A 22,212-nucleotide genomic window follows, 5' to 3' on the forward strand; every position below is an offset into this window, starting at 1 on the left:
GTGGGTGACCTCCTCGGCTTCGTCCTCAGCGGACTGGTCTCGGGCGCGCTCTACGCCCTGCTCGCGACCGGTCTCGTCCTCTCCTACTCCGCCTCCGGCCTCTTCAACTTCGCGCACGGCGCCACCGCCTACCTCACCGCCCTCGCCTTCTACGAGCTCCACTCCGGCCTCGGCTGGCCCGCCGTCCCCACCGCCCTCCTCCTCGTCGCCGTCGTGGCACCCGGCCTCGGCTGGGCCCTCGACCGGCTGATGTTCCGCAAGCTCGCCAAGGTCGGCGAGGCCGCGCAGATCGTCGCCACCATCGGCCTGCTCGTCGCCCTGCCCGCCGCCGGACGGTGGGCGGTCGAACTCCTCGAACGGGCCGGCGCGCCCGTCCTCCCCGCCGACAACCAGTTCGGCCTGCCCGGCGTCGGCCCCAGCCCGGCCGTCTCCTGGCAGCCGCTCGACGGCGTGGGCGTCGACTCCGACCAGCTGATCACCTGGATCGCCACCGCCCTCGCCGCCACCGCCCTGTGGATCCTCATGCGCCACACCCGGCTCGGCCTGCGGCTGCGCGCCGCCGTCGACGACCGCACCCTCACCGAACTGCGCGGCATCGACGCCGACCGGCTCTCCTCGATCGCCTGGATGCTGTCGTCCGCCCTCGCGGGCCTCGCCGGCGTCCTCGCCACCCCGCTCCTCGGCCTCTCCGCGCACGACTACACCCTCTTCCTCTTCGTCTCCGCGACCGCCGCCGTCCTCGGCCGCTTCCTCTCCGTCCCCCTCGCCTTCGCCGGCGGCCTCGCCCTCGGCGTCCTCCAGAACCTCGTCGCCGGCTACGCCTCCTTCACCGACGACATCACCGGCTTCCGCACCGCCGTGCCCTTCCTCATCCTCTTCGCCGGCCTCGTCGTCCTCACCCGACGCGGCCGCGCCGCCGGCACGGCCGCCGCGGACCCGCCCCCGGTCGACTACCTCGCGGGCAGGAGCCCGGCCCGCCGCTGGGGCGTCTGGATGGCGGCCGCCGTCCTCCTCGGCACCGCCTTCTACACCGTCACCACCCCCTTCTGGAGCGGCATCCTCGCCCAAGGACTCGCCATCGGGCTCGTGTTCATGTCGTTCACCGTCGTCACCGGCCTCGGCGCGATGGTGTCCCTCGCCCAGGCCACCTTCGTGACCGGCGCCGCGCTGGTCGCCGGCCTCCTGATGAGCCACGGCTGGCCCTTCGCCGCCGCCACGGCCGCCGGCACCGTCGCGGCCGCCCTCCTCGGGGCCGTCGTCGCGCTCCCCGCGCTCCGCCTCGGCGGCAGAGCCCTCGCCCTCGCCACCCTCGCCCTCGCCTTCCTCGCCGACCAGGTCCTCTTCCAGCTCGGCCCGCTGCGCAACGGCGACACCGGCTGGGAGATCCCCCGCCCGGTCGTGGGACCCGTGGACCTGAGCGACGACCGCGCCTTCGGCCTCACCCTCGTCCTCCTCGGCGCGGCCGCCGTCGCCGCCCTCACCCGGCTGCGCGCCTCCCGCTGGGGCCGCGCCATGCTCGCCGTCCGCTCGGCCCCCGAGGCCGCCGCCGCGTCCGGCGTCTCCGTCGTCCGCACCAAACTCCTCCTCTTCACGCTCTCGGCGGGCCTCGCCGGCTTCGGCGGCATCCTCTACGCCTCGTACAACACCCGCATCACGGCAACGGACTTCACCGCCATGACCGGCCTGGTCTGGCTCGCCGTGGTGGTGGCGGCCGGCGTCCGCAGACCCCAGTTCGCGGTCGTCGCCGGCCTCGTCTTCGCCGTCGCCCCCCACCTGATGACGCGGTACGTCACGGACTCCGCCCACCTCCCGGTCATCCTCTTCGGCCTGGCGGGCCTCGCCCTGGCCAACGACCCGGACGGCTACTGCGCGGCCCTCCCGTCGCGGCGCGCGAGACGGCGGGCGGGGCCGGGCCGGGTGATGGCGGAGAATCCGGGGCGGGGACGGGGAGCGGCCGCGAGGCCGGCGCCGGCCTCGGCCCCGGTCCCAGAGTCGGCACCGGCTCCGGTTCCCCTGCCGGGGGAGCCCCGCCCGTCGGAGCCCGGCCGGCCGGCCGCACCCGCACCCGCTCTCACTCCCGCACCCCCACCCGCGCTCGAACTGAGCGGCGTGTGCGTCGGATACGGCGGCGGTGCCGCCGTCCTTCACGGTGTGGACCTCGGTGTCGGGGCCGGCGGGGCGCTGGTGCTCCTCGGACCCAACGGCGCCGGGAAGTCCACGCTCTGCCGGGTGGCGGCGGGGCTCCTGCGGCCCGCCGACGGACTCGTACGCGTACGGGGCGAGGTCGCCACGCGCGACACCCCGGCCGCTCGGGCCCGCAGGGGCGTCCGCCTGGCCCCCGAGGGACGCGGCGTCTTCGCGGGGCTCTCGATCGCCGAGAACCTGACCCTGCAACTCCCCGAGGCCGACGACCGCGACGCCGTCTACGCACGCTTCCCCGCACTCGCCGCCCGCCGCACCGTCCTCGCCGGCTCCCTCTCCGGCGGCGAACAGCAACTCCTCGCCCTCGCCCCGCTCCTCCAGCGTCCCCCGGCCGTCCTCGTCGCCGACGAACCCTCCCTCGGCCTGGCCCCGCGCGTCGTGGACGAGGTCTTCGCCCTGCTCGCCGAACTCCGCGACCACGGCACCGCGCTCCTCCTCGTGGAGGAGAAGGCCGCCGAAGTGCTCGGCATCGCCGACACCGTCGCGTACCTCGCGCAGGGCACCATCGTCTGGTCGGGCCCGCGCTCCGACGTGGACGGAGACCGGCTCGCCGAGGCCTACCTGGGAACGGGAGCCCGCCGATGAACCCCCCACTGCTCCACGCGGACGCCATCGACGTCCGTTTCGGCGGCGTCCACGCCCTGCGCGGCGTCACGGTCTCGGTACGCCCCGGCGAGATCTGCGGCCTCATCGGCCCCAACGGCGCCGGCAAGACGACGCTCTTCGACGTCCTGTCGGGCATGCGACGACCCGACTCCGGAACGATCACGTACGACGGCACCGACGTCACCCGCCGCTCCCCGGTCTGGCGCGCCCGCCACGGCATCCGCCGCACCTTCCAGCGCCAGCAGCTCTTCGGCCAGCTGACCGTCGCGGACAACCTCGTCGTCGCCCGCGACTGGCGCGGCGGACCCCGCCCCACGCCCCGCCACCGCGAGCGCGCCGCCACCGTCCTCCACGCCTGCGGGCTCGACGACCTCGCCGACACGTACGCGGGCGGCCTCCCGGTCGGCCAGGCCCGCATGGTCGAACTGGCCCGCGCCCTCGCCGACCCGCCCAGGCTCCTCCTCCTGGACGAACCCGCCTCCGGCACCACCGCCGGGGAACGCCACCGCCTGGCGGACGTCATCCGCCGGACGGCCGAGGAGCAGAACTGCGCGATCCTCCTCGTCGAGCACAACGTCTCGTTCGTGATGGACCTGTGCTCCCGCGTCGTCGTCCTCGACCTGGGCCGGGTCCTCGCCGAAGGCACCCCGGCCGAGGTCCGCGCGAACCCGGCGGTGCGGGAGGCGTACCTGGGCGGCGTCGCGGAGGAAGCGGAGCGGGAACACCCCGCCGAGGAGCCAGACGATCTCGGTCGAACCCTCCCCTGAGCGCCGGCCGCGATCCCGGGGCCGCGGTCCGGTGCGGCGTCGGGTCGCGGGGCTCGCGGGGCTCGCGGAGCTCACGCAGGTCACGGAGCCCGGCCTGAGACCGGCGCGGGCTGAGGCCGTGTCGTCCCGGTTTCGCGCGGGCGGCACCGGAGGGCCTGCGCCGGCGGGCCGTCGAGGGCGTGCCGCTGCCGGAGGCCGTCACCCCGCATCACTGACCCGCATGGGCAGGTGGAGGCCGTGCCCGGCCTCCACCTGCCCACGAGCAGCAGGCAGGGGCCGCTACTTCTCCGAAGCGAAGGACACGAACCGTCCCCACCCCTCGCGACCGACCGCGAGGGCAGGACGGCTCACGTCCTTGGAGTCCCGGACGTGCACGGCGTGGCCGGCGACGGCGACCTCGACGCAGTCGTCGCCCTGGCTGCCGCTGTAGCTGGACTTGAACCAGGCGAGTTCCTTCGTGGCGGTCATAGCTCTCCTCGCAGTCGCTCCAGCAGGCCCCGGGATTCCTTGGGGTTGAGGGCCTGCGAGCGCAGTGTGTCATAGCGCTGGTGGAGGAGTCGTACCTCTTTCGGGTCCGTGATGAGGCGTCCGTTCTGCTGCCCCTCGGAGTAGCCGAACCGCCTTCCGTCCGGGGTTTCGAGGAGCCGTACCGCCCCGTCCAGACAGGCGTGCAACCCCGCGTCCAGCGGTACGACCTGCAGCGTGACGTTACGAGCGGCAGTGGCCTCCAGGACGTGGTCCAGGAGCTCCCGCATCTCCTCCGTACTGCCGAACCGGCGCCGGAAGACGTGCTCCTCCACGATGAAACTGAAGGGAACGGTCGGCCGCTCCGTGAGCATCCTCTGCCGCTTCTGACGGGCGAGGAGCTGCGTCTCCAGCTTCCGGTCCGTCAGCAGCGGGACCACGCCCTCGAACACGGCACGGGCGTACGCCTCCGACTGCAGGAGCCCCGGCACCAGCCGGCACTCGTACGTGTTCAGGCTCACCGCGGTCTTCTCCAGCCGGGCCCAGCGCCGGAACCACACCGCGAGACCGGCCTCGGCCCGGGTGAGGAACGGAGCGGCCCGCCGCAGCGCGCCGGTGTTCCCCAAGGCGGAGTCCCCACGGTCGACGAAGACCTCGTCCGGCATCCGCCGCCCCAACTCCACGGACTCCACCGTGTGTTTGGAGAACCGGACCAGCTCGGCGAACTCGGCCCGGCTGAGTCCGGCGTGTTCGCGCAGGGCCTGGACGACGGCGCCGAACGTCCGCAGACTGTCCGACGGATCGGGTTCCCGCTCCCCGTCGTCGGCCTGCTCCCCGTCCTCGCCCTCGATCTCGACGATGCTCATCAGCCGCCACCTCCACGTGCACCCGCGGCAGCTCCCGCGGTCGGCCTACTCAGCGTGACGGCCCCCGGCGCGTACTGTCCACCCTGGGTGCCCGTACGCTGACGACGCGTACGGGCCGCGGCCCTCGCGGGACGCGTCGCGCGACCGCCACTGTGTCCCCATGGACCGACAGACGCCCCAACTGCTCCCATCCGTACGCATGTTCAGCCAGCAGATCTCGTCGACCCGCCGCGGCGCCCGGCTGGCCCGCCTCCTCACACTCACGGAGCTGCACTTCTGGGGCGCCCCGCCGGACGTCACGGAGCGTGCCGAGCAGGTCGTCGCGGAACTCGCCGCGAACGCCGTACTCCACGGCGGTGTCCCCGGCCGGGACTTCCGCCTGGGACTGGCCCTGGACGAGCGGGCCGGCACGCTCCGGGTCGAGGTCACCGACGCGCGCGGCGACCGGCAGCCGGTCGTGACGAGCCCGGACGGGAACGACGGCGGCCGGGGCCTCCCCCTGGTCGCCGCCCTCACCGACGGCTGGGGAGTCACCCCGTACCCGCCCGGCGGGAAGACGGTCTGGGCGCTCCTCGCCACGCAACCCCGTTCTACTCCACGGCGGGTGCCAGGGATCTGACGACGTCGAACTCGTTGCCTTCGGGGTCGGCCATGACGATCCAGCCGCGGCCGGGGCCCTGGCCGATGTCCACGGTGGTGGTGCCGAGGGCCATCAGACGGGCCGCCCCGGCCTCGGTGGTGGTGTCGACGGGGCTGACGTCGAGGTGGAGGCGGTTCTTGCCGGCCTTGCTCTCGGGGACCCTTATGAACACGATCGTCGGCGGTGTCTGGCGCGCGCGGACCGCGTCGACGACCGGGGCACGAGGCGCTTGGGCGGCTCACCCGCGAAGGCCGGTCGGCGCCGCCTTCTCCAGCTCGTCGACGCTGCCGGACATGAGGGTGCGCACGTGCCGGGTGAGGTGGTCCACGGGCCAGTCCCACCAGGCGAGGGCGAGCAGCCGCGCGACGTCCTCGTCGCTGTGGCGGGTGCGGACGAGGCGGGCGGGGTTGCCGCCGACGATGCCGTAGTCGGGGACGTCCTGGGTGACCACCGAGCCGGCGGCGACGATCGCGCCGTGGCCGATGCGTACGCCGGGCATGACGGTCGTGCCGTGGCCGAACCAGACGTCGTTGCCGACGACGGTGTCCCCGCGGTTCGGCAGGCCGGTGAGCAGGTCGAAGTGGTCGGCCCAGGAGCCGCCCATGGTGGGGAAGGGGAAGGTCGACGGGCCGTCCATGCGGTGGTTGGCGCCGTTCATGAGGAACCGCACGCCCGTGCCGAGGGCGCAGAACTTGCCGATGACGAGCCGTTCCGGACCGTAGTGGTAGAGCACGTTGCGCGTCTCGAACGCGGTCGCGTCGTCCGGGTCGTCGTAGTACGAGTACTCCCCGACCTCGATCAGCGGAGACGTGACCAGCGGCTTGAGCAGGACCACGCGCGGCTGGTCGGGCATCGGGTGGAGGACGGTGGGGTCGGCGGGGACGTACACGGTGAACTCCCTTCCTAGGACACGGCACGTGCCGTGCCGTTCCAAGCATGACCCCCGTCCGTCGTAGCGGCCCCGATCTGCGCCGGCAGATCCACGAGGCCGTCGGGCTGCTGGCGGAGGCACCGCTCAGCCCGCTCTTCAAGGCCCTGGTCGGCGAGGCCCAGCACGACCCCGGCATACGTCGACCGCGTCCTCGACGCCCTCTTCGCCGGGATGGGGCCGCGGCCCTGAGGTGAGCACCGGCGCGACGGACTCCGCCGGCTCACCACCGAGCCGTTCGGCCCTCACGCCCGGGGCACATCCTCCGTGCGTCCCTCGAAGGCGGCGAGGATGCGCTCCGCCGCGAGGGTCGCGGTCAGTTCCCCGTCGCGGACCCGGCGTTCGACGTCCGGCGTGAGGGCGCGGACGGCGGGGGCCGCGTGGAGCCGGGTGAGGAGCTCGTCGCGGACCATCGTCCAGGTCCAGTCGACCTGCTGGTCGCGGCGCCTGGCGTCGAGGCGGCCCGTGGCGCGGAGCAGCGAGCGGTGGTTCTCCAGGCGTTCCCACACCTCGTCGAGGCCGGTCGCCTCCCGGGCGCTGCAACTGAGCACCGGTGGCGTCCACGCCGCCTCGCGGCCGTGCATCAGCCGCAGCGCGCCCGCGAGTTCGCGCGCGGCGGCGCGGGCGTCGGCCGTGTGCGGGCCGTCCGCCTTGTTCACCGCCACGACGTCCGCCAGCTCCAGGACGCCCTTCTTGATGCCCTGCAGCTGATCGCCGGTACGGGCCAGGGTCAGCAGCAGGAAGGAGTCGACCATGTTCGCGACGGCCGTCTCCGACTGGCCGACGCCGACCGTCTCCACCAGCACGACGTCGTATCCGGCGGCCTCCATCACCACCATCGACTCGCGGGTCGCCTTGGCGACCCCGCCGAGCGTGCCCGCGCTCGGCGACGGCCGCACGAACGCCGCCGGATCGACGGCCAGCCGCTCCATCCGCGTCTTGTCGCCGAGGATGGAGCCCCCGGTGCGGGTCGAGGAGGGGTCGACGGCCAGCACGGCCACCCGGTGCCCGAGGGCGGTCAGCATCGTGCCGAAGGCGTCGATGAAGGTGGACTTCCCCACGCCGGGCACGCCGCTGATGCCGATCCGCCGGGCCCGGCCGCTGTGCGGAAGCAGCCGGGTCAGCAGCTCCTGGGCGAGCGCCCGGTGGTCGGGGCGGGTGGACTCCACGAGGGTGATGGCGCGCGCCACGAGGGCGCGCTTCCCGTCCCGTACACCCTTCTCGTACGTGTCGAGGTCGATGGCCATGGGCTAGAGGTCGTGCCCCAGATCGGCCGCGAGCCGCCGGACCAGGTCCGCGGCGGCGTCCGGGATGACCGTGCCGGGCGGGAAGACCGCGGCGGCGCCCATCTCCAGGAGCGTCGGCACGTCCTGCGGCGGGATGACCCCGCCGACCACGATCATGATGTCCTCCCGGCCCTCCGCGGCCAGCTCCTCCCGCAGCGCCGGGACGAGCGTGAGGTGACCGGCCGCGAGGGACGAGACGCCCACGATGTGGACGTCCGCCTCGACGGCCTGCCGGGCCACCTCGGCCGGGGTCTGGAACAGCGGGCCGACGTCGACGTCGAAGCCCAGGTCGGCGAAGGCGGTCGCGATCACCTTCTGGCCGCGGTCGTGGCCGTCCTGCCCCATCTTGGCGACCAGGATGCGCGGACGGCGGCCCTCGGCCTCCTCGAACGAGCCGACGAGGGCACGGGTGGACTCCACGTTCGGGGACTCACCCGCTTCGTTGCGGTACACGCCGGCGATCGTACGGATCTGCCCGGAGTGCCGGCCGTACACCTTCTCCAGGGCGTCCGAGATCTCGCCGACCGTGGCCTTCGCGCGGGCCGCGCGCACGGCCAGCTCCAGGAGGTTGCCCTCGCCGCCCGCGGCCCGGGTGAGGTCGTCGAGCGCGTCCCGGCAGGCGCGTTCGTCGCGCTCGGCGCGCAGGCGCCGGAGCTTCTCGATCTGCTGCGCGCGCACGGACGAGTTGTCGACCTTCAGGACCTCGATCTGCTCGTCGCCGTCGACGCGGTACTTGTTCACGCCGATGACCGGCTGACGGCCGGAGTCGATGCGCGCCTGGGTGCGGGCCGCGGCCTCCTCGACGCGGAGCTTCGGGATGCCCGCGTCGATGGCCTGCGCCATGCCGCCGGCCGCCTCGACCTCCTGGATGTGCTGCCAGGCCCGGCGCGCCAGGTCGTACGTCAGCCGCTCCACGTAGGCGCTGCCGCCCCACGGATCGATGGTCCGGGTGGTGCCCGACTCCTGCTGGATGAGCAGCTGGGTGTTGCGGGCGATGCGGGCCGAGAAGTCGGTGGGCAGGGCGAGCGCCTCGTCGAGCGCGTTGGTGTGCAGCGACTGGGTGTGCCCCTGCGTCGCGGCCATCGCCTCCACGCAGGTGCGCGTCACGTTGTTGAAGACGTCCTGGGCGGTCAGCGACCATCCGGAGGTCTGCGAATGGGTGCGAAGCGACAGCGACTTGGCGTTCTTCGGGTCGAACTCCTTGACCAGCTTGGCCCACAGGAGGCGCGCCGCGCGCAGCTTGGCGATCTCCATGAAGAAGTTCATGCCGATCGCCCAGAAGAAGGAGAGGCGCGGCGCGAACGCGTCGACGTCCAGGCCCGCTTCGCGGCCCGCGCGGAGGTACTCGACGCCGTCCGCGAGCGTGTAGGCCAGCTCCAGGTCGGCCGTCGCGCCCGCCTCCTGGATGTGGTAGCCGGAGATGGAGATCGAGTTGTAGCGGGGCATGTGCCGCGAGGTGAAGGCGAAGATGTCGGAGATGATCCGCATCGACGGCTTCGGCGGGTAGATGTAGGTGTTGCGGACCATGAACTCCTTGAGGATGTCGTTCTGGATGGTCCCGGCGAGCTTGTCGGCGGACACGCCCTGTTCCTCCGCCGCCACGATGTACAGGGCGAGGACGGGCAGCACCGCGCCGTTCATCGTCATCGACACCGACATCCGGTCCAGCGGGATCCCGTCGAACAGCTGTCGCATGTCGTAGATCGAGTCGATCGCCACGCCCGCCATGCCGACGTCACCGGTGACCCGCGGGTGGTCGCTGTCGTACCCGCGGTGCGTCGGCAGGTCGAAGGCGACCGACAGGCCCTTCTGACCGGCCGCGAGATTGCGGCGGTAGAAGGCGTTGGACTCCTCGGCGGTCGAGAAGCCCGCGTACTGGCGGATGGTCCAGGGCTGGTTGACGTACATCGTCGGGTACGGGCCGCGCAGGAACGGCGCGATGCCCGGGTACGTCCCCAGGAAGTCGACGTCCTCCAGGTCGCTGCCGGTGTACAGCGGCTTGACCGTGATGCCCTCGGGCGTCTCCCAGAGCAGCTCGTCCCCGCCGGAGGCCCGCTTGACGGCGGCGCGCCACTCCTCGGGGCCGCCGGCCGGGGACGGGGATCCGAGATCGATCCCGGTGAAGTCGGGGATTCCCATCAGGACACTCCCATGCGGTCGAGGGTGGCGGAGAGGACGGCGACCGCGTCGCACCCCGCGAAGACGTACGAGTCGACGCCCGGATACGAGGCCGGGCGCCCGGCGAGCACCACGTGCCCGGCCCCGGCGGAGCGGAACGCGTCCGCCTCTTCGGCGGCGCGCTCCTCGTACACGGCGTCGCTGGAGCACAGGCAGACCTCGTCGGCCCCGCTGTCGGCGAAGGAGCCTTCGGTGACGGGCTCGATGCCGCCCGCCTGGAACAGGTTCACCGCGAAGGTCAGCCGGGCGGTGTGCGAGGCGGCCGGACCGAGCGCGGCCAGGAAGACCCGCGGCCGGGCACCGGTGGCGGCCAGGTGCGCGTCGGAGCGGGCGCGCAGCGCCTCGAACGCCTCGTCGCGGCGGACCCGCGGCAGCCCGCCCGAGGGCCGGGCGGGCGCGGGCTCGCGGACCACGGGCTTCTCCGCGAGGTGCGGGAACTCGCTGACGCCGGTGACCGGTTCGCGGCGCTTGGCGAGCGACCGGGACCGCTCGGCCCAGGTCGCGGACAGCCGCTCCTCGATCCGGCCGGAGCGCAGACCGGCCGCCAGGCCGCCGGACCGCTCGATCTCCTGGAAGAACGCCCACGCGGCACGCGCGAGTTCGTCGGTGAGCGACTCCACGTACCAGGAGCCGCCGGCCGGGTCGATGACCCGCGCCAGGTGCGATTCCTCGATGAGGACGGTGGAGGTGTTCCGGGCGATCCGGCGCGCGAAGGCGTCCGGCAGGCCGAGCGCGTGGTCGAAGGGGTGCACGGTCACCGACTCGGCGCCGCCGACGCCGGCCGCGAGCGTGGCGACCGTCGCCCGCAGCATGTTCACCCACGGGTCCCGCGCCGTCGTCATCACCGACGACGTGACCGCGTGCTGGAGCTGCGCCCCGGCGGCAGGGGCTCCGCACGCCTCCGCGACCCGCGCCCACAGGCGCCGCGCCGCGCGCAGCTTGGCGATGGTGAGGAACTGGTCGGCCGTCGCCGCGTAACGGAACTCCAGCTGTCCCAGGGCACGTTCGACGCTCAGGCCGCCGTCGGTGAGGGCCCGGAGATAGGCGACACCGGTGGCCAGCGAGGCGCCCAGTTCCTGGGCCGCCGAGCCGCCCGCCTCGTGGTAGGGCAGGGCGTCCACGGTCAGCGCCCGCAGCCCCGGGTACGACTCGGCGCAGAGCCGCGCGAGCGCGGCCGTGGCGGCGAACCCGTCCCCGTCGTAGGCGGAACCGGTGCGGGCCTCGGTGCCGAGCGGGTCGGCCCCGAGGTTGCCGAGGGCCGCTTCGGGGGCCACTCCGCGCCGTTCGTACAGGGCGAGCAGCTCCCGCGCCGCGGCCGAGGTCTCGGCCCCTGCGTCCAGGACGAGCGGAGCCAGGTCGAGGTACACGTCGCGCAGTACGCGGTCCAGGCCGTCCACCGGGATGCCGTCCGGTCCCACGGTCAGCCACAGCGACGTGACGCCGTTCTCCAGGTCGGTCAGCACCGCCTCGGGATCGGAGGAGGCATGCCGCTGGCGCACGTCCCAGCCGCCCACGGTGTTGCCCTCGGCTCGTCCGGACCGGACGAACGGCGGGAAGCCGGGCAGGCCGGGGTCGGGCGCGGCGTCGTCGGCCGTGTACAGCGGGCGGGTCCGCAGGCCGTCCTCCAGCGCGGTGGACAGCGTCTCCTCGGCCTCGGCGTCGGGAACGTCCTTGCCCGACCGGCTCAGCACGCCTGTCACGAGGCGTTGCCACTGCGCACGGGTCGCTGCGGGGAACTCAGCGGCCAGCGAGAGGCCGTCGTCAGGCAGCACAGTCATGCGACGAGCCTAGGGGAGGTGACGTGGGGAGCGGCATGGTGATCATCTGTGACCTTGGCCTCTTCGGGACGCCCCCGGCCGGGCGGACCGACCGTGCCGGGGACCGCGGTCGCGTCGACACCGGGGCGGAGCGCCGGCACCACCAAGCGGCCCTGAGGGGCGACGACGGCGCCGGTGGCCTGAGGGTCTGTTCGGTCTCCTTCACCCCCGCTTTCACGGCCGCTCACGAGGGGACGAGCCTCAGCTCAGGACCTCGCGGAGGGCCGACACAGCATGGGCGCGGTGGTCGTCGAGCCAGCGGAGGGCGTTGGCCCGGTCGTCCTGGAGGATGCTGTCGAGGACGGCCCGGTGCTCGTGGACGGCCTGGGCGCGGTGGGAGGTGTCGGTGTAGTAGAGGGAGCGGTAGGCGTCCGTGGAGTCCCACAGGGTGGTGATCATGCGGACCAGGCGGGGCATCCCGCAGGCCTCGATGAGGGTGAAGTGGAAGCGGCGGTTGGCCTCCGCCATCGCCGTCACGTCCCCGGCCTTCGCCGCGCGTTCGACCTCGCGCTGGATGCCGGCGAGGGCCTCGTAGAAGCCGTCCGGGCGGAGCGTCAGTGCCCGGCTGACCGCCTCCGTCTCCAGGAGGGCGCGGATCCGGTAGATCTCCTCCAGGTCCGCGAGGGACAGCTGGGCGACGAAGTAGCCGCGGTGGACGTGGTGGACGACCAGGCCCTCGGCCTCCAGGGCCTTGAGCGCCTCCCGCAGCGGGACACGGCTGACCTGCAGGCGGGCGGCGAGGGCGTCCTGTCGTATCGGCGCGCCGGGGCGGAGCTCACCGCTGGTGATGGCGCCCCGCAGCTCCTCCAGGACGAACTGCTGGGCCGTCTGGGGCCGTCGCCTCTCCACCGCTCCGCTCATCGATCCGACCTTCCCTGCCGTTGCTCGTGTGACCGTCGTCATCTTCCTACGGATCACCGACCCGCGTTCGAGTTGTCCACAGGCCAGATTTCGGCCAGGACGTCGTCGGTGTGTTCGCCGAGCCGCGGGGGAGCGGAGCGGTACGAGGGAGGGGTGGCGCCGAACCGGACCGGGTGCGCCACCTGCCCGGGGCCGGCGGCCCCCGCGGGGACGCGGGCGCCGAGTCCCAGCCGGTCGGCGAGGGCGAAGGCCCCGGCCAGGTCGTTGATCGGGCCGCAGGGCACGCCGGCGGCGGTCAGCTCCTCGAACCACGCGTCCGCCGTGCGCGAGGCGAGCGCCGCGGAGAGCTCCGCCGTCAGTTCCTCGCGGTGGGCGACGCGCGCCGTGTTCGTCGCGAAGCGGTCGTCCACGGCCAGTTCCTGACGCCCGAGCCGTTCGCAGAGGGCCCGGAACTGACGGTCGTTGCCCACCGCCAGGACCAGCGGACGGTCCTGTGCCTCGAAGACCTCGTACGGGGTGATGCTCGGGTGCCGGTTGCCCATCGCGCGCGGCACGACACCGGCGCCGAGGTGCGCGGCGGCCTGGTTGGTGAGGGCGGAGAGCAGCGAACCGAGCAGCGACACCTCGACGCGCTGGCCCTCCCCGGTCCGCTCCCGGTGCCGGAGCGCCGCGAGGATCCCGAACCCGGCGTGCAGCCCGGTGATGACGTCGACGAGCGCGACCCCCGTCTTCGTCCCCTGCCCGCCCGGCTCGCCGGTGATGCTCATCAGACCGCCCATGGCCTGCACGAGCAGGTCGTAGCCCGGCAGCGCGGCACCGCCGTCGGTCCCGAACCCGGTCACCGAGCAGTACACCAGGCCCGGATTGGTCCGGCGCACCTCCTCGAAGCCCAGGCCCAGCTTCTCCATCGTCCCCGGCCGGAAGTTCTCCACCAGCACGTCGGCCCGGTCCACGATCGCCCGCGCCGCCGCCCGTCCGTCCGGGTCGGCGAGGTCGAGGGCGACGGACCGCTTGTTGCGGTTGACCCCCAGGAAGTAGGTCGCCTGGCCGTCCGCGAACGGCGGACCCCAGGCCCGCGTGTCGTCACCGCTCCCCGGCCGCTCGATCTTGATCACATCGGCACCCAGGTCCGCGAGGAGCATCGTCATGTACGGCCCCGCGAGCACCCGCCCGAAGTCGGCGACGACGATGCCGGACAGGGCGCCGGACAGGGTGCCGGGTGGGGCGCCGGGTGGGGCGCTGTCCTCGGGCTCGGGCTCGCCTCCGGCGGGATGGTCCAGGTGCATTCCGCGCTCCCTCCGTGGCGACATCGGGTCCAGTCGTTTGGATCCAGTCAGCTGGATCCACTGCGTCGGATCCTGTGGGTTGGATCCCGTACCTCGGATCCTGGATCCAGGGCATTGGAGATTGGATCCAATCGGGACCGTAGGGTCCGGAGATCGGATTTTCAATACTGGATCCAAAATCCAATCTGCCGCTACGCTCGGCTCGCCACGCCGAGCACGACCCTCGTCACAGCCGCCAGGAGGCCGCCCGTGAAGTCCTCGCCGTCCACCGCCACCCACCCCCTCGCCCTCCTCGCCGTCGACGGCCTGCTCAGCGCGGAGGAGCGCGAGATCCGCGCCACCGTCCGCGCCGCGGCCGACCGCGAGCTGCGCCCGCACATCGCCGGCTGGTTCGAGAAGGGCGAGATCCCGGCGCGTGAACTGGCCCGTACGCTCGGCGGGTTGGGCGTGCTCGGCATGCACCTGGACGGTTACGGCTGCGCCGGCACGAACTCCGTCGCGTACGGCCTGGCCTGTATGGAGCTGGAGGCGGTCGACTCCGGGCTGCGCTCGCTCGTCTCCGTGCAGGGCTCGCTGGCGATGTACGCGATCTGGAAGCACGGCTCCGAGGAGCAGAAGCAGCGGTGGCTGCCGAAGATGGCGGCGGGGGAGTACATCGGCTGCTTCGGTCTCACCGAGCCCGACGCGGGCTCCGACCCGGGAGCCATGCGGACCAACGCCAAGCGGGACGGTTCCGACTGGATCCTCAACGGCACCAAGATGTGGATCACCAACGGCTCCGTCGCCGACGTCGCCGTCGTCTGGGCCCGCACCGAGGAAGGCGTCCGCGGCTTCCTCGTCCCCGCCGGGACCCCCGGGTTCAGCGCCCCCGAGATCAAGATGAAGCTGTCGCTGCGGGCCAGCGTCACCGCGGAGCTCGTCCTGGAGGACGTCCGGCTCCCCGCCGACGCGATGCTGCCCGAGGCCCGCGGTCTGTCCGGCCCGCTCGGCTGCCTCAACGAGGCCCGTTTCGGCATCGTGTTCGGCGCCCTCGGCGCCGCCCGCGACTGCCTGGAGACCGCGATCTCCTACGCGCAGGAGCGGACCGTCTTCGCCCGCTCCCTGGCGTCCTACCAGCTCACCCAGCAGAAGCTCGCCGACATGGCCGTCGAGCTCGGCAAGGGCATGCTGCTCGCGCTCCACCTCGGCCGGCTCAAGGACGCGGGCGAGCTGACCCCCGAGCAGATCAGCGTGGGCAAGCTCAACAACGTGCGCGAGGCCATCGCGATCGCCCGCGAGTGCCGGACCATCCTCGGCGCCAACGGCATCACCCTCGAATACCCGGTGCTGCGCCACGCCAACAACCTGGAGTCCGTCCTCACCTACGAGGGCACCAGCGAGGTCCACTCCCTCGTCATCGGCAAGGCCCTCACCGGCGAGCAGGCCTTCCGCTGAACCCTGTGAGGGTTCGGCAGGGGCGGCCCGGCCGGGCCGCCCCCGGGGCTCAGCCCGCGGTCACGCGCGCGAGGAACCCGTCCAGGTTCTCCATGGCACGGGCCACCCGCTCCGGCACCGAGAGGGTCTCCTCGTGGCGCAGCCCGCGCAGCTTGGGGACGCGCTTGCCGCGCAGGTAGAGGGAGCACGCGAGATCGGCGCAGACGTAGAGGCCGACCGTGTTCCCCTCCCGGCCGCGCGCCCCGGCCAGCGGGGCCGCCAGCAGCGTCACGCCCGAAGAGGCGTGCCCGGTCAGACAGATCTGGCACATGCTCGTCTTCACCGCGCTCGTCCGGCCCGTCGCCGGCACCCGCAGGGACACCCCGAGCGGTCCGTCCTCGCGGCGCACCACCAGGTGCGCCCGGAGCGGCGCGCCCGGGTCCACCCACCCCAGGAAGTCCAGGTGCTCCCAGGGCGTCTCGGCGAAGTCCAGGGGCAGCTTCAGCCGCGCGGCGTCACCCTTCGTCGCGTTCACGAACGACGAACGGATCTCTTTCTCAGTCAACGGTTCCACTCGTTGGACCGTACACGGATGCCCGTCGGCTCAGCATCTGGATATTGGGCTCTGGATCTTGGATATCGGATCCTGGATACCGCATCCCGGTGAGTGGATCCCGGTGGGTGGATCCCGGACACTGCATATTGGATCCGAATATTGGATCCAACGCTCAGGCCACCCACTCCGGCAGCCCCGGATCCAAGAACCGCCCCGGCGCGCCCTCCAGCGCCGCCGCCAGCCGCTCCGCCGCCGTCTCGTACACGTCCTCCGGCAGTGTGTACGGGAGCCGCAGCCGATGTTCGTGCGTCCCCGGATCCACCCCGAACCGGGCCCCGCCTTCCACGCGCACCCCGTGCCGCAGCGCCCGTGCCGCCAGCTGCGTCGCCACCGGCCGGCCCAGGTCGATCCAGAGGCACATGCCGCCCGGCGGAACCGTCCACCGCCACTCCGGCAGGTGCCGGGCCAGCGCCGCGCCGAGTGCCTCCCGACGTATCCGCAGCTCCGCCACGCGCGCGTGCACGATCGGATCCAACCTCCGCATCAGCGACACCGCCACCAGCTGGTCGAGGACCGAACCCGACAGGTCGGCCGTCACGCGGGTTCGCGCCAGCTCCGTCACCACCCGCGCCGAGGCCCGCACCCAGCCCACCCGCATCCCGCCCCAGCAGCTCTTGCTCAGCGAACCCACCGACACGATCTGGTCCCCGCCGCCGCCCCCGGCGGCCGCCGCGAACGGCGGCGGGGCCGGCACGTCGAGCGCCATGTCCGTCAGCGTCTCGTCCACCACCAGCCACGTTCCCGTGGCCCGCGCCGCCCGTGCCACCTCCCGGCACTGCTCGCGCGGCATCAGCCGCCCCGTCGGGTTGTGGAAGTCCGGGATCAGATACGCCAGCCGGGGCGCCGTCTGCCGCAGCGCCGCGTCCATGAGACCGGTGTCCCAGCCGTTCTCCGTGACCGGCACCGGCGTGACCCGCATCCCCCGGCCCCGCATCGCGTCCAGGGCGTTGGTGTACGAGGGGTTCTCCGCCAGCACGCGGTCGCCCGGCCGCCCGAACTGCGCGAGCACCAGCGACAGCGCCTGCTGCGCGCCCGTCGTCACCAGGATCTGCTCGGGCCGCGTCGGCAGCCCCCGCGCCGTGTACCGCTCCGCGACCGCAGCCCGCAGCTCCGGCAGGCCGTACGGGTGGTAGCCCGGCGCGGCGGCGTAGCGCGGTAGCTCCGCCGCCGCCTCAGCCAAGGCCTCCGCCAGCTCGGCCCGCGGCCCGTGCGGCGCGGCCAGCGCGAGGTCGATCAGCTCGCCGGCCCCCTCCAGGAAGGCGCCCAGCGAGATCGGCGCCTGCCCGTCCGGCAGCGCGGTCCACGTCCCCGCGCCCCGCCGGCTGTGCGCGTACCCGCTCTCCCGCAGCAGGTCGTACGCCCCCGTGACCGTCGTCCGGCTCACCTCCAGGACCTGCGCCAGCTCCCGTTCGGCGGGCAGCCGCAGCCGCAGCGCCACGCGGCCGTCCAGCAGGGCCTCCCGTACCGCCCGCGCCAGCTCGCGGTAGCCGAACCGGCCCTCCGGCGGCGGGGTGAGCAGCGAGGCCAGCTGGCGGCCCGACAAGGTCCGGTCCGCGGTGTGGACCACACGGCCCTCTGCCATGCCAATCACTCCTCATTGGCTCTGCTGTCCAGGCCAATCAGGCTACAGACTCCCCTCAGTGGCCCGGAAGACCGCGGCCCCCCGCCCCGGCACCGAGAGGAGCCCGACGATGACCACGTCCTTCACCGACCGCGACGAGCGCCAGTGGCAGCGGTACGCCGAGGAGCGCCCCACCCGGCCGCTGCCCGTCGGCGCCTGGCTCCGCGGCCTGCGCGCCCTGCGGGCCGCCCCGTTCCGCTCCCACGTCCGCCGGCCGGCCGCCCCGCCGGAGCCTCAGGTCACCGGCTGAAGCCCGGAGGAGACCGAGGACGACGCCGGCCCGTCGGTCCCGTCCGTCGTCGAGCCCGTGGTCGAGCCCGTGGTCGAGTCCGTGGTCGAGTCCGTCGTACCGCTCGTCGTGGTGGTGGTGTCGTCGGTGGTCGCGGTGGCCGTGTCGTCCGTCGTACCGCCGTCGGGAGAGGCGTCGGGACTGTCCGACGGCGAGTCCGAGGGAGAGTCCGACGGCGTCTCGGACGACGGCGACGTGGTGTCCGTGGACGGGGTGTCCGTCGACGGCGTGGGTGTCGTCTGCGTCGGCGAGAGCGTGGAGGGGCACGGCGACGGCGTCACGCCGTCCTGCGGCGTCGGCGTCTCGTCGCCGGTCACCGTCACGCACGGCACCGGCGAGGTCGGCGTCACCGACGGCGACGTGGACGACGTCGACGGCGACGCGGAGGTGGTCGTCGGCGTGGGCCGGGGCGGCGGCGGGGTCGGCTTGTCGTGCCGCCCCGTGTCGCCGTGCTGCCGCGCGAACCAGGAGTCCCGCTCGGGGTCGTACACCACGAACACGTTCACCACCGTCACCGACGGCACCACGACCACGACCTGCGAGGCGTTGTACCCCTGCCACGGGGTCCCCGTCGTCTTCGGCTTCTGCTGGGCCACCGGCTCCTTCAGCGGATTCCCGCAGGCACAGCGCACCCGGGGCACGCCCTGCTTGTCGACGAGGACCGCGGTCCCCGCCTGGAGGACCGCCTGGTAGGCGGTGGCGGCGCCGTTCTTGTAGCCGTGGTTCGTCACCCGGGTGTCCACCCGGAGCTGGAGGGGCGTCAGGGAGCGCAGGTAGGCGGGGACCTGGTTCGCCTGGATCCCGAGGACCGAGGCGAAGGCCGCGTTCTTCTCGGGTTCCGCGGTCAGGTAGCGCACCTGCTGCTCCACGTTGCAGCTCGCCACCTCCTGCGTACCCCCGTACAGACCGGCCGTGGAGCCCGAGACCTGCGGGGTGGCGCTCTGCGCCGTACCGGTACGCGGGGGCAGCGAGGCCGACTCGGAGGAGCCGTTCTTGCGGGCGGTCGAGGCCGTGAACGGGTCGGGGCCGGGGACGGCCTTGTTCTGCAGGAAGACCTCCCCGCCGCCGGATCCGGCCGTGTCGCCCTTGTCGTCCGACCGGTTGACGAGCACCACGCTCAGCGTGAGGGCCGCGATGACGACGGCGGTCAGCGCGGCGATCTTCGGTACGGACCGCCACCACGGCCCGCCCCCGCCGTGCCAGCCACCCTGCTCGCCGCCACCATCGCCACCGGATCCGCCCCCGCCACCGCCCCCGCCCCCTCCGGAGCCGTCGTCCGGCGGCGTGGGCGGGGTCGGGGGGCCGGAGACGCCGGGTCGGGTGGCCGCGCCGGAGAGCGGTCCGGAGGGAGGGCCCGTGGGAGGACCGGAGGAGGGCGGGTGGGAAGTCACTTTTTTTCCCTTTCTTCCGTTCGGCGACATTCTGAGCGCCGAACGGAACCTCCGCACCCGGACCCGCACCCGGACCCGGACCGGGAGCCGTACCGGGACCCGGACCCGTACCCGCACCGGGAGCCGTCCCCGCACGCCGTCCCCGCACCCCCTCCCCGGACCCCCACCGGTGGCTCAGTCGGTACGCGCGTGTTCCACCGTGCAGGTGGTGGAGTGCGCGGTGCACCAGTGGGTGCGGCCGCCGACGAGACGGAGCTGGAGGTCGGCGTCGGCCATGCCGGCCCGGTCCAGGGCGACGCGGAGCGCGGTGGGCGCGGGCTGGGGCGGCAGGCCGAGGACGTCGACGAGGATGACGCCGTTGCGCGCGTCGACGGAGGCGATCTGCCAGGCGCCCGCCGCGGCCCAGCGTTCGGCGACGGGGGCGGCGTCGGCGGCCAGCGCGTGGTCGCGGGCGACGGCGATCGACCCGGTGGTGAGGGGGACGGCGACGAGGAGGACCACCGCGGCGACCGCGGCGAGGGTCCGGCCGTGGAACGCCCCGACGGCCAGCCCGGCCTCGCGGGCCGCGTCGCGGACCCGGTAGCCGAGGAAGACGAGGGTGCCGGTGGCGACGATCGCGGCGACGTTGGTCGCGAAGAGCAGCGCGGACTCCCCGGCGTCGTGGTAGCGGCCCACCGCGATCAGCAGTCCCGTCACGGCCAGCGGCGGGACCAGCGAGATGGCGATGGCGACGCCCGGCAGGGCGTCGGAGATGTCGGTGCGGACGAGGGCGAACGCGCCGACGGTCCCGGTCGCCAGCGCCGCGAACAGGTCGATCAGGCGCGGGCTGATCCGGGACGACACCTGGCTGTTGGTGGCGAAGGCGTCCGGGGGCGAGACGATCCAGCCCAGCAGCATGCCGATGCACACCACCGCCACCGCTCCGCCGAGGACCAGCAGCGCGCTGCGTGCGACATGGGGGCGGTCCGCGAGGACCAGCGCCAGGGCCGTCCCGAGGATCGGCGTCATCAGCGGCGCCACGATCATCGCCCCGATGACGGTGGCCGTCGAGTCGCCGACCACTCCGGCGCCCGCGATGACCGAGGCCAGCACCAGCAGCACCCAGAAGCGGGAGGAGCTGGGGCTGCGCCAGTCGCGTTCGATGAACAGGGAGTCGGCCATCCGCCGGGCGGCCGCCGTGTCGACTTTCCCCAAGGTGACGGCCTTTCACGCGTGCGATTCTGTCCGTTTTTGGAAGTATCGGGCGATGTGGGGTGTGGTGCGAGTCGGCGGGTACGGCCTCTGGTCCCGGCCCCGGGCCCGTGCTACGAAGGGGCATGCGCGCAGCTCAGGAGTTCTCCCGGGACGTGTACGACGCCGTGGTCGTCGGCGGTGGCCACAACGGCCTCGTCGCCGCGGCCTATCTCGCCCGCGCCGGCCGCTACGTCCTCGTCCTGGAGCGGCTCGGGCGCACGGGCGGGGCGGCGATCTCCACCCGCCCGTTCGCCGGGGTCGACGCCCGTCTCTCCCGCTACTCCTACCTGGTGTCCCTGCTGCCCGACACCATCGTGCGCGAGCTGGGGCTGCGCTTCGCCGTACGGAAGCGGACCGTCTCCTCGTACACGCCCGCGGTGCGCGACGGCCGGCCCACCGGGCTGCTGGTCGGCGGGGACCGTACCCGTGACTCCTTCTCGGCCCTGACCGGTTCGGACCGCGAGTACGAGGCGTGGGAGGCGTTCTACGGCCGGATCCGGCGGGCGGCCGGGCGGATCTTCCCCACGCTGACCGGACCGCTGCCGACCCGGGCCGAACTGCGGGCCGCGGTGGACGACGACGCCACCTGGCGGATGCTGTTCGAGGAGCCGATCGGCACCGCGATCGAGGAGCACTTCGCCGACGACCTGGTCCGCGGGGTCGTCCTGACCGACGCCCTCATCGGCACCTTCGCCTCCGCCCACGATCCGTCGCTGGCGCAGAACCGCTGCTTCCTCTACCACGTCGTCGGCGGCGGCACCGGCGACTGGGACGTGCCCGTGGGCGGCATGGGCGCCCTGACCGACGCGCTCGCCGACGCGGCCCGCGGCGCGGGCGCGGAGCTCGTCACCGGCCATGAGGCGATCCGGATCGACACGGACGGCCGGACCGCGGAGGTCGCCTTCCGCACCCGGGACGGCGAGGGGACGGTCGCCGCCCGCCAGGTGCTCGTGAACGCCTCGCCGCAGGCCCTCGCCGGCCTCCTCGGCGCGACGCCGCCCGCCCCGGCGGAAGGCGCGCAGCTCAAGGTCAACATGCTGCTGCGCCGCCTGCCGCGGCTCCGCGACCGCACGGTCGACCCGCGGAGCGCGTTCGCCGGGACCTTCCATGTCGCCGAGGGGTACGCCCAGTTGGAGACCGCCTACGCCCAGGCGGCGGCCGGCCGGCTGCCCGTGGCGCCGCCGTCGGAGATCTACTGCCACTCGCTGACCGACCCGTCGATCCTGAGCCCCGAGCTCGCCGGTCGCGGCTACCAGACCCTGACCCTGTTCGGGCTCCACACCCCGGCCCGGCTCTTCCCCGCCGACGGCGCCCACGACGCGACCCGCGACGCCCTCCTCAAGGCCACCCTCGCCGAGCTCGACGCCCACCTGGACGAGCCGATCGCCGACTGCCTCGCCTTCGACGAGGACGGGCGGCCCTGCATCGAGGCCAAGACCCCCCGGGACCTGGAGCGCGACCTCCGCCTCCCGGGTGGTCACATCTTCCACCGCGACCTGTCCTTCCCGTACGCGGACGGCGCGACGGGACGCTGGGGAGTGGAGACCGCCCACGCGAACGTGCTGCTGTGCGGCGCGGGCGCGGTGCGCGGCGGCGGGGTGAGCGGCATCCCGGGCCACAACGCGGCGATGGCCGCGCTCGGCCGCTGACGGAGCGGCCGGCGCCGGGGGCCGGCCGCGTCACGCCACCACCCGTCACGCCACCACCCGTCACGCCACCACCCGTCACGCCACCACCCGTCACGCGA

The 22,212-nt window shown here is 73.6% G+C and carries 18 protein-coding genes and 1 pseudogene; 6 read left to right on the forward strand and 13 right to left on the reverse strand.

The window, feature by feature from the left end:
* Together ABZ621_RS00150 and ABZ621_RS00155 are read left to right on the forward strand one after the other, a co-directional pair.
* Positions 1–2,787 carry an ATP-binding cassette domain-containing protein gene (locus tag ABZ621_RS00150; protein ID WP_360599015.1) on the forward strand — a complete coding sequence of 929 codons (2,787 nt, stop codon included), beginning with the start codon at positions 1–3 and terminating at the stop codon, positions 2,785–2,787.
* The gene (locus ABZ621_RS00155) at positions 2,784–3,575 is read left to right on the forward strand and encodes an ABC transporter ATP-binding protein (RefSeq protein WP_360599017.1); all 792 of its coding nucleotides are present in this window, start codon (positions 2,784–2,786) and stop codon (positions 3,573–3,575) included. Before ABZ621_RS00150 ends, ABZ621_RS00155 begins: the two co-directional genes overlap by 4 nt.
* Before the next feature lie 279 nt (positions 3,576–3,854).
* On the opposite strand, the gene ABZ621_RS00160 is transcribed toward ABZ621_RS00155, so the two are convergent.
* Together ABZ621_RS00160 and ABZ621_RS00165 are read right to left on the reverse strand one after the other, a co-directional pair.
* Positions 3,855–4,043 (reverse strand): DUF397 domain-containing protein, encoded by a 189-nt coding sequence (locus ABZ621_RS00160; protein WP_360599019.1) that lies wholly within the window; start codon positions 4,041–4,043, stop codon positions 3,855–3,857.
* Positions 4,040–4,906, reverse strand: coding sequence for a helix-turn-helix transcriptional regulator (locus tag ABZ621_RS00165; RefSeq protein WP_360599021.1), 867 nt, complete (start codon positions 4,904–4,906; stop codon positions 4,040–4,042). The genes ABZ621_RS00160 and ABZ621_RS00165 overlap by 4 nt, the downstream gene beginning before the upstream one ends.
* A gap of 199 nt (positions 4,907–5,105) precedes the next feature.
* Between ABZ621_RS00165 and ABZ621_RS00170 the strand changes: the two genes are divergently transcribed.
* Complete coding sequence (locus tag ABZ621_RS00170) at positions 5,106–5,525, forward strand: ATP-binding protein (RefSeq protein ID WP_360599023.1); 420 nt, start codon at positions 5,106–5,108, stop codon at positions 5,523–5,525.
* Here ABZ621_RS00170 and ABZ621_RS00175 read toward each other — a convergent pair.
* The 7 genes and pseudogenes from ABZ621_RS00175 to ABZ621_RS00205 all read right to left on the reverse strand — a co-directional run.
* Positions 5,497–5,763 (reverse strand): annotated as a pseudogene (locus ABZ621_RS00175) (VOC family protein); the annotation flags it as partial. The gene ABZ621_RS00170 and the pseudogene ABZ621_RS00175 overlap by 29 nt on opposite strands.
* 21 nt (positions 5,764–5,784) lie before the next feature.
* A complete protein-coding gene (locus ABZ621_RS00180; protein ID WP_360599025.1) occupies positions 5,785–6,435 on the reverse strand; it encodes a CatB-related O-acetyltransferase in 651 nt (216 codons plus the stop codon).
* 284 nt (positions 6,436–6,719) lie between these two features.
* Positions 6,720–7,721 (reverse strand): methylmalonyl Co-A mutase-associated GTPase MeaB, encoded by a 1,002-nt coding sequence (meaB, locus tag ABZ621_RS00185; RefSeq protein ID WP_360599027.1) that lies wholly within the window; start codon positions 7,719–7,721, stop codon positions 6,720–6,722.
* A 3-nt stretch (positions 7,722–7,724) separates the two neighbouring features.
* Positions 7,725–9,899 carry a methylmalonyl-CoA mutase gene (scpA, locus tag ABZ621_RS00190; RefSeq protein WP_360599029.1) on the reverse strand — a complete coding sequence of 725 codons (2,175 nt, stop codon included), beginning with the start codon at positions 9,897–9,899 and terminating at the stop codon, positions 7,725–7,727.
* On the reverse strand, positions 9,899–11,716 hold the full coding sequence (locus ABZ621_RS00195) for a methylmalonyl-CoA mutase family protein (protein WP_360599031.1): 1,818 nt from the start codon (positions 11,714–11,716) through the stop codon (positions 9,899–9,901). The genes scpA and ABZ621_RS00195 overlap by 1 nt, the downstream gene beginning before the upstream one ends.
* 240 nt (positions 11,717–11,956) lie before the next feature.
* Positions 11,957–12,616 carry a GntR family transcriptional regulator gene (locus tag ABZ621_RS00200; RefSeq protein ID WP_360599033.1) on the reverse strand — a complete coding sequence of 220 codons (660 nt, stop codon included), beginning with the start codon at positions 12,614–12,616 and terminating at the stop codon, positions 11,957–11,959.
* A 53-nt stretch (positions 12,617–12,669) separates the two neighbouring features.
* Positions 12,670–13,902 (reverse strand): CoA transferase, encoded by a 1,233-nt coding sequence (locus ABZ621_RS00205; RefSeq protein WP_360599035.1) that lies wholly within the window; start codon positions 13,900–13,902, stop codon positions 12,670–12,672.
* Between the two features lie 249 nt (positions 13,903–14,151).
* On the opposite strand from ABZ621_RS00205, the gene ABZ621_RS00210 reads away from it, so the two are divergent.
* Complete coding sequence (locus ABZ621_RS00210; protein ID WP_360599037.1) at positions 14,152–15,336, forward strand: acyl-CoA dehydrogenase family protein; 1,185 nt, start codon at positions 14,152–14,154, stop codon at positions 15,334–15,336.
* Positions 15,337–15,385: 49 nt separating this feature from the next.
* Here the strand turns inward: ABZ621_RS00210 and ABZ621_RS00215 are convergent, their stop codons facing one another.
* On the reverse strand, positions 15,386–15,889 hold the full coding sequence (locus tag ABZ621_RS00215) for an FBP domain-containing protein (RefSeq protein ID WP_360599039.1): 504 nt from the start codon (positions 15,887–15,889) through the stop codon (positions 15,386–15,388).
* A gap of 154 nt (positions 15,890–16,043) precedes the next feature.
* Positions 16,044–17,513: a PLP-dependent aminotransferase family protein gene (locus tag ABZ621_RS00220; protein ID WP_360599041.1), complete on the reverse strand. Its 1,470-nt coding sequence runs from the start codon at positions 17,511–17,513 to the stop codon at positions 16,044–16,046.
* Positions 17,514–17,622: 109 nt separating this feature from the next.
* Between ABZ621_RS00220 and ABZ621_RS00225 the strand changes: the two genes are divergently transcribed.
* On the forward strand, positions 17,623–17,802 hold the full coding sequence (locus ABZ621_RS00225) for a hypothetical protein (protein WP_360599043.1): 180 nt from the start codon (positions 17,623–17,625) through the stop codon (positions 17,800–17,802).
* Here the strand turns inward: ABZ621_RS00225 and ABZ621_RS00230 are convergent.
* Positions 17,787–19,232, reverse strand: a complete 1,446-nt coding sequence (locus tag ABZ621_RS00230; protein WP_360599045.1) for a DUF6777 domain-containing protein — start codon at positions 19,230–19,232, stop codon at positions 17,787–17,789. The two genes, ABZ621_RS00225 and ABZ621_RS00230, sit on opposite strands and share 16 nt — an antisense overlap.
* Before the next feature lie 174 nt (positions 19,233–19,406).
* Positions 19,407–20,426, reverse strand: a complete 1,020-nt coding sequence (locus ABZ621_RS00235) for a DUF389 domain-containing protein (protein WP_360599047.1) — start codon at positions 20,424–20,426, stop codon at positions 19,407–19,409.
* Between the two features lie 122 nt (positions 20,427–20,548).
* Between ABZ621_RS00235 and ABZ621_RS00240 the strand changes: the two genes are divergently transcribed.
* Positions 20,549–22,114, forward strand: a complete 1,566-nt coding sequence (locus ABZ621_RS00240; protein WP_360599049.1) for an NAD(P)/FAD-dependent oxidoreductase — start codon at positions 20,549–20,551, stop codon at positions 22,112–22,114.
* Positions 22,115–22,212: the final 98 nt, after the last annotated feature.

The sequence above is a fragment of the Streptomyces sp. NPDC007863 genome (genome assembly GCF_040633895.1).
In the GTDB taxonomy this organism is placed as follows: Bacteria; Actinomycetota; Actinomycetes; order Streptomycetales; family Streptomycetaceae; genus Streptomyces.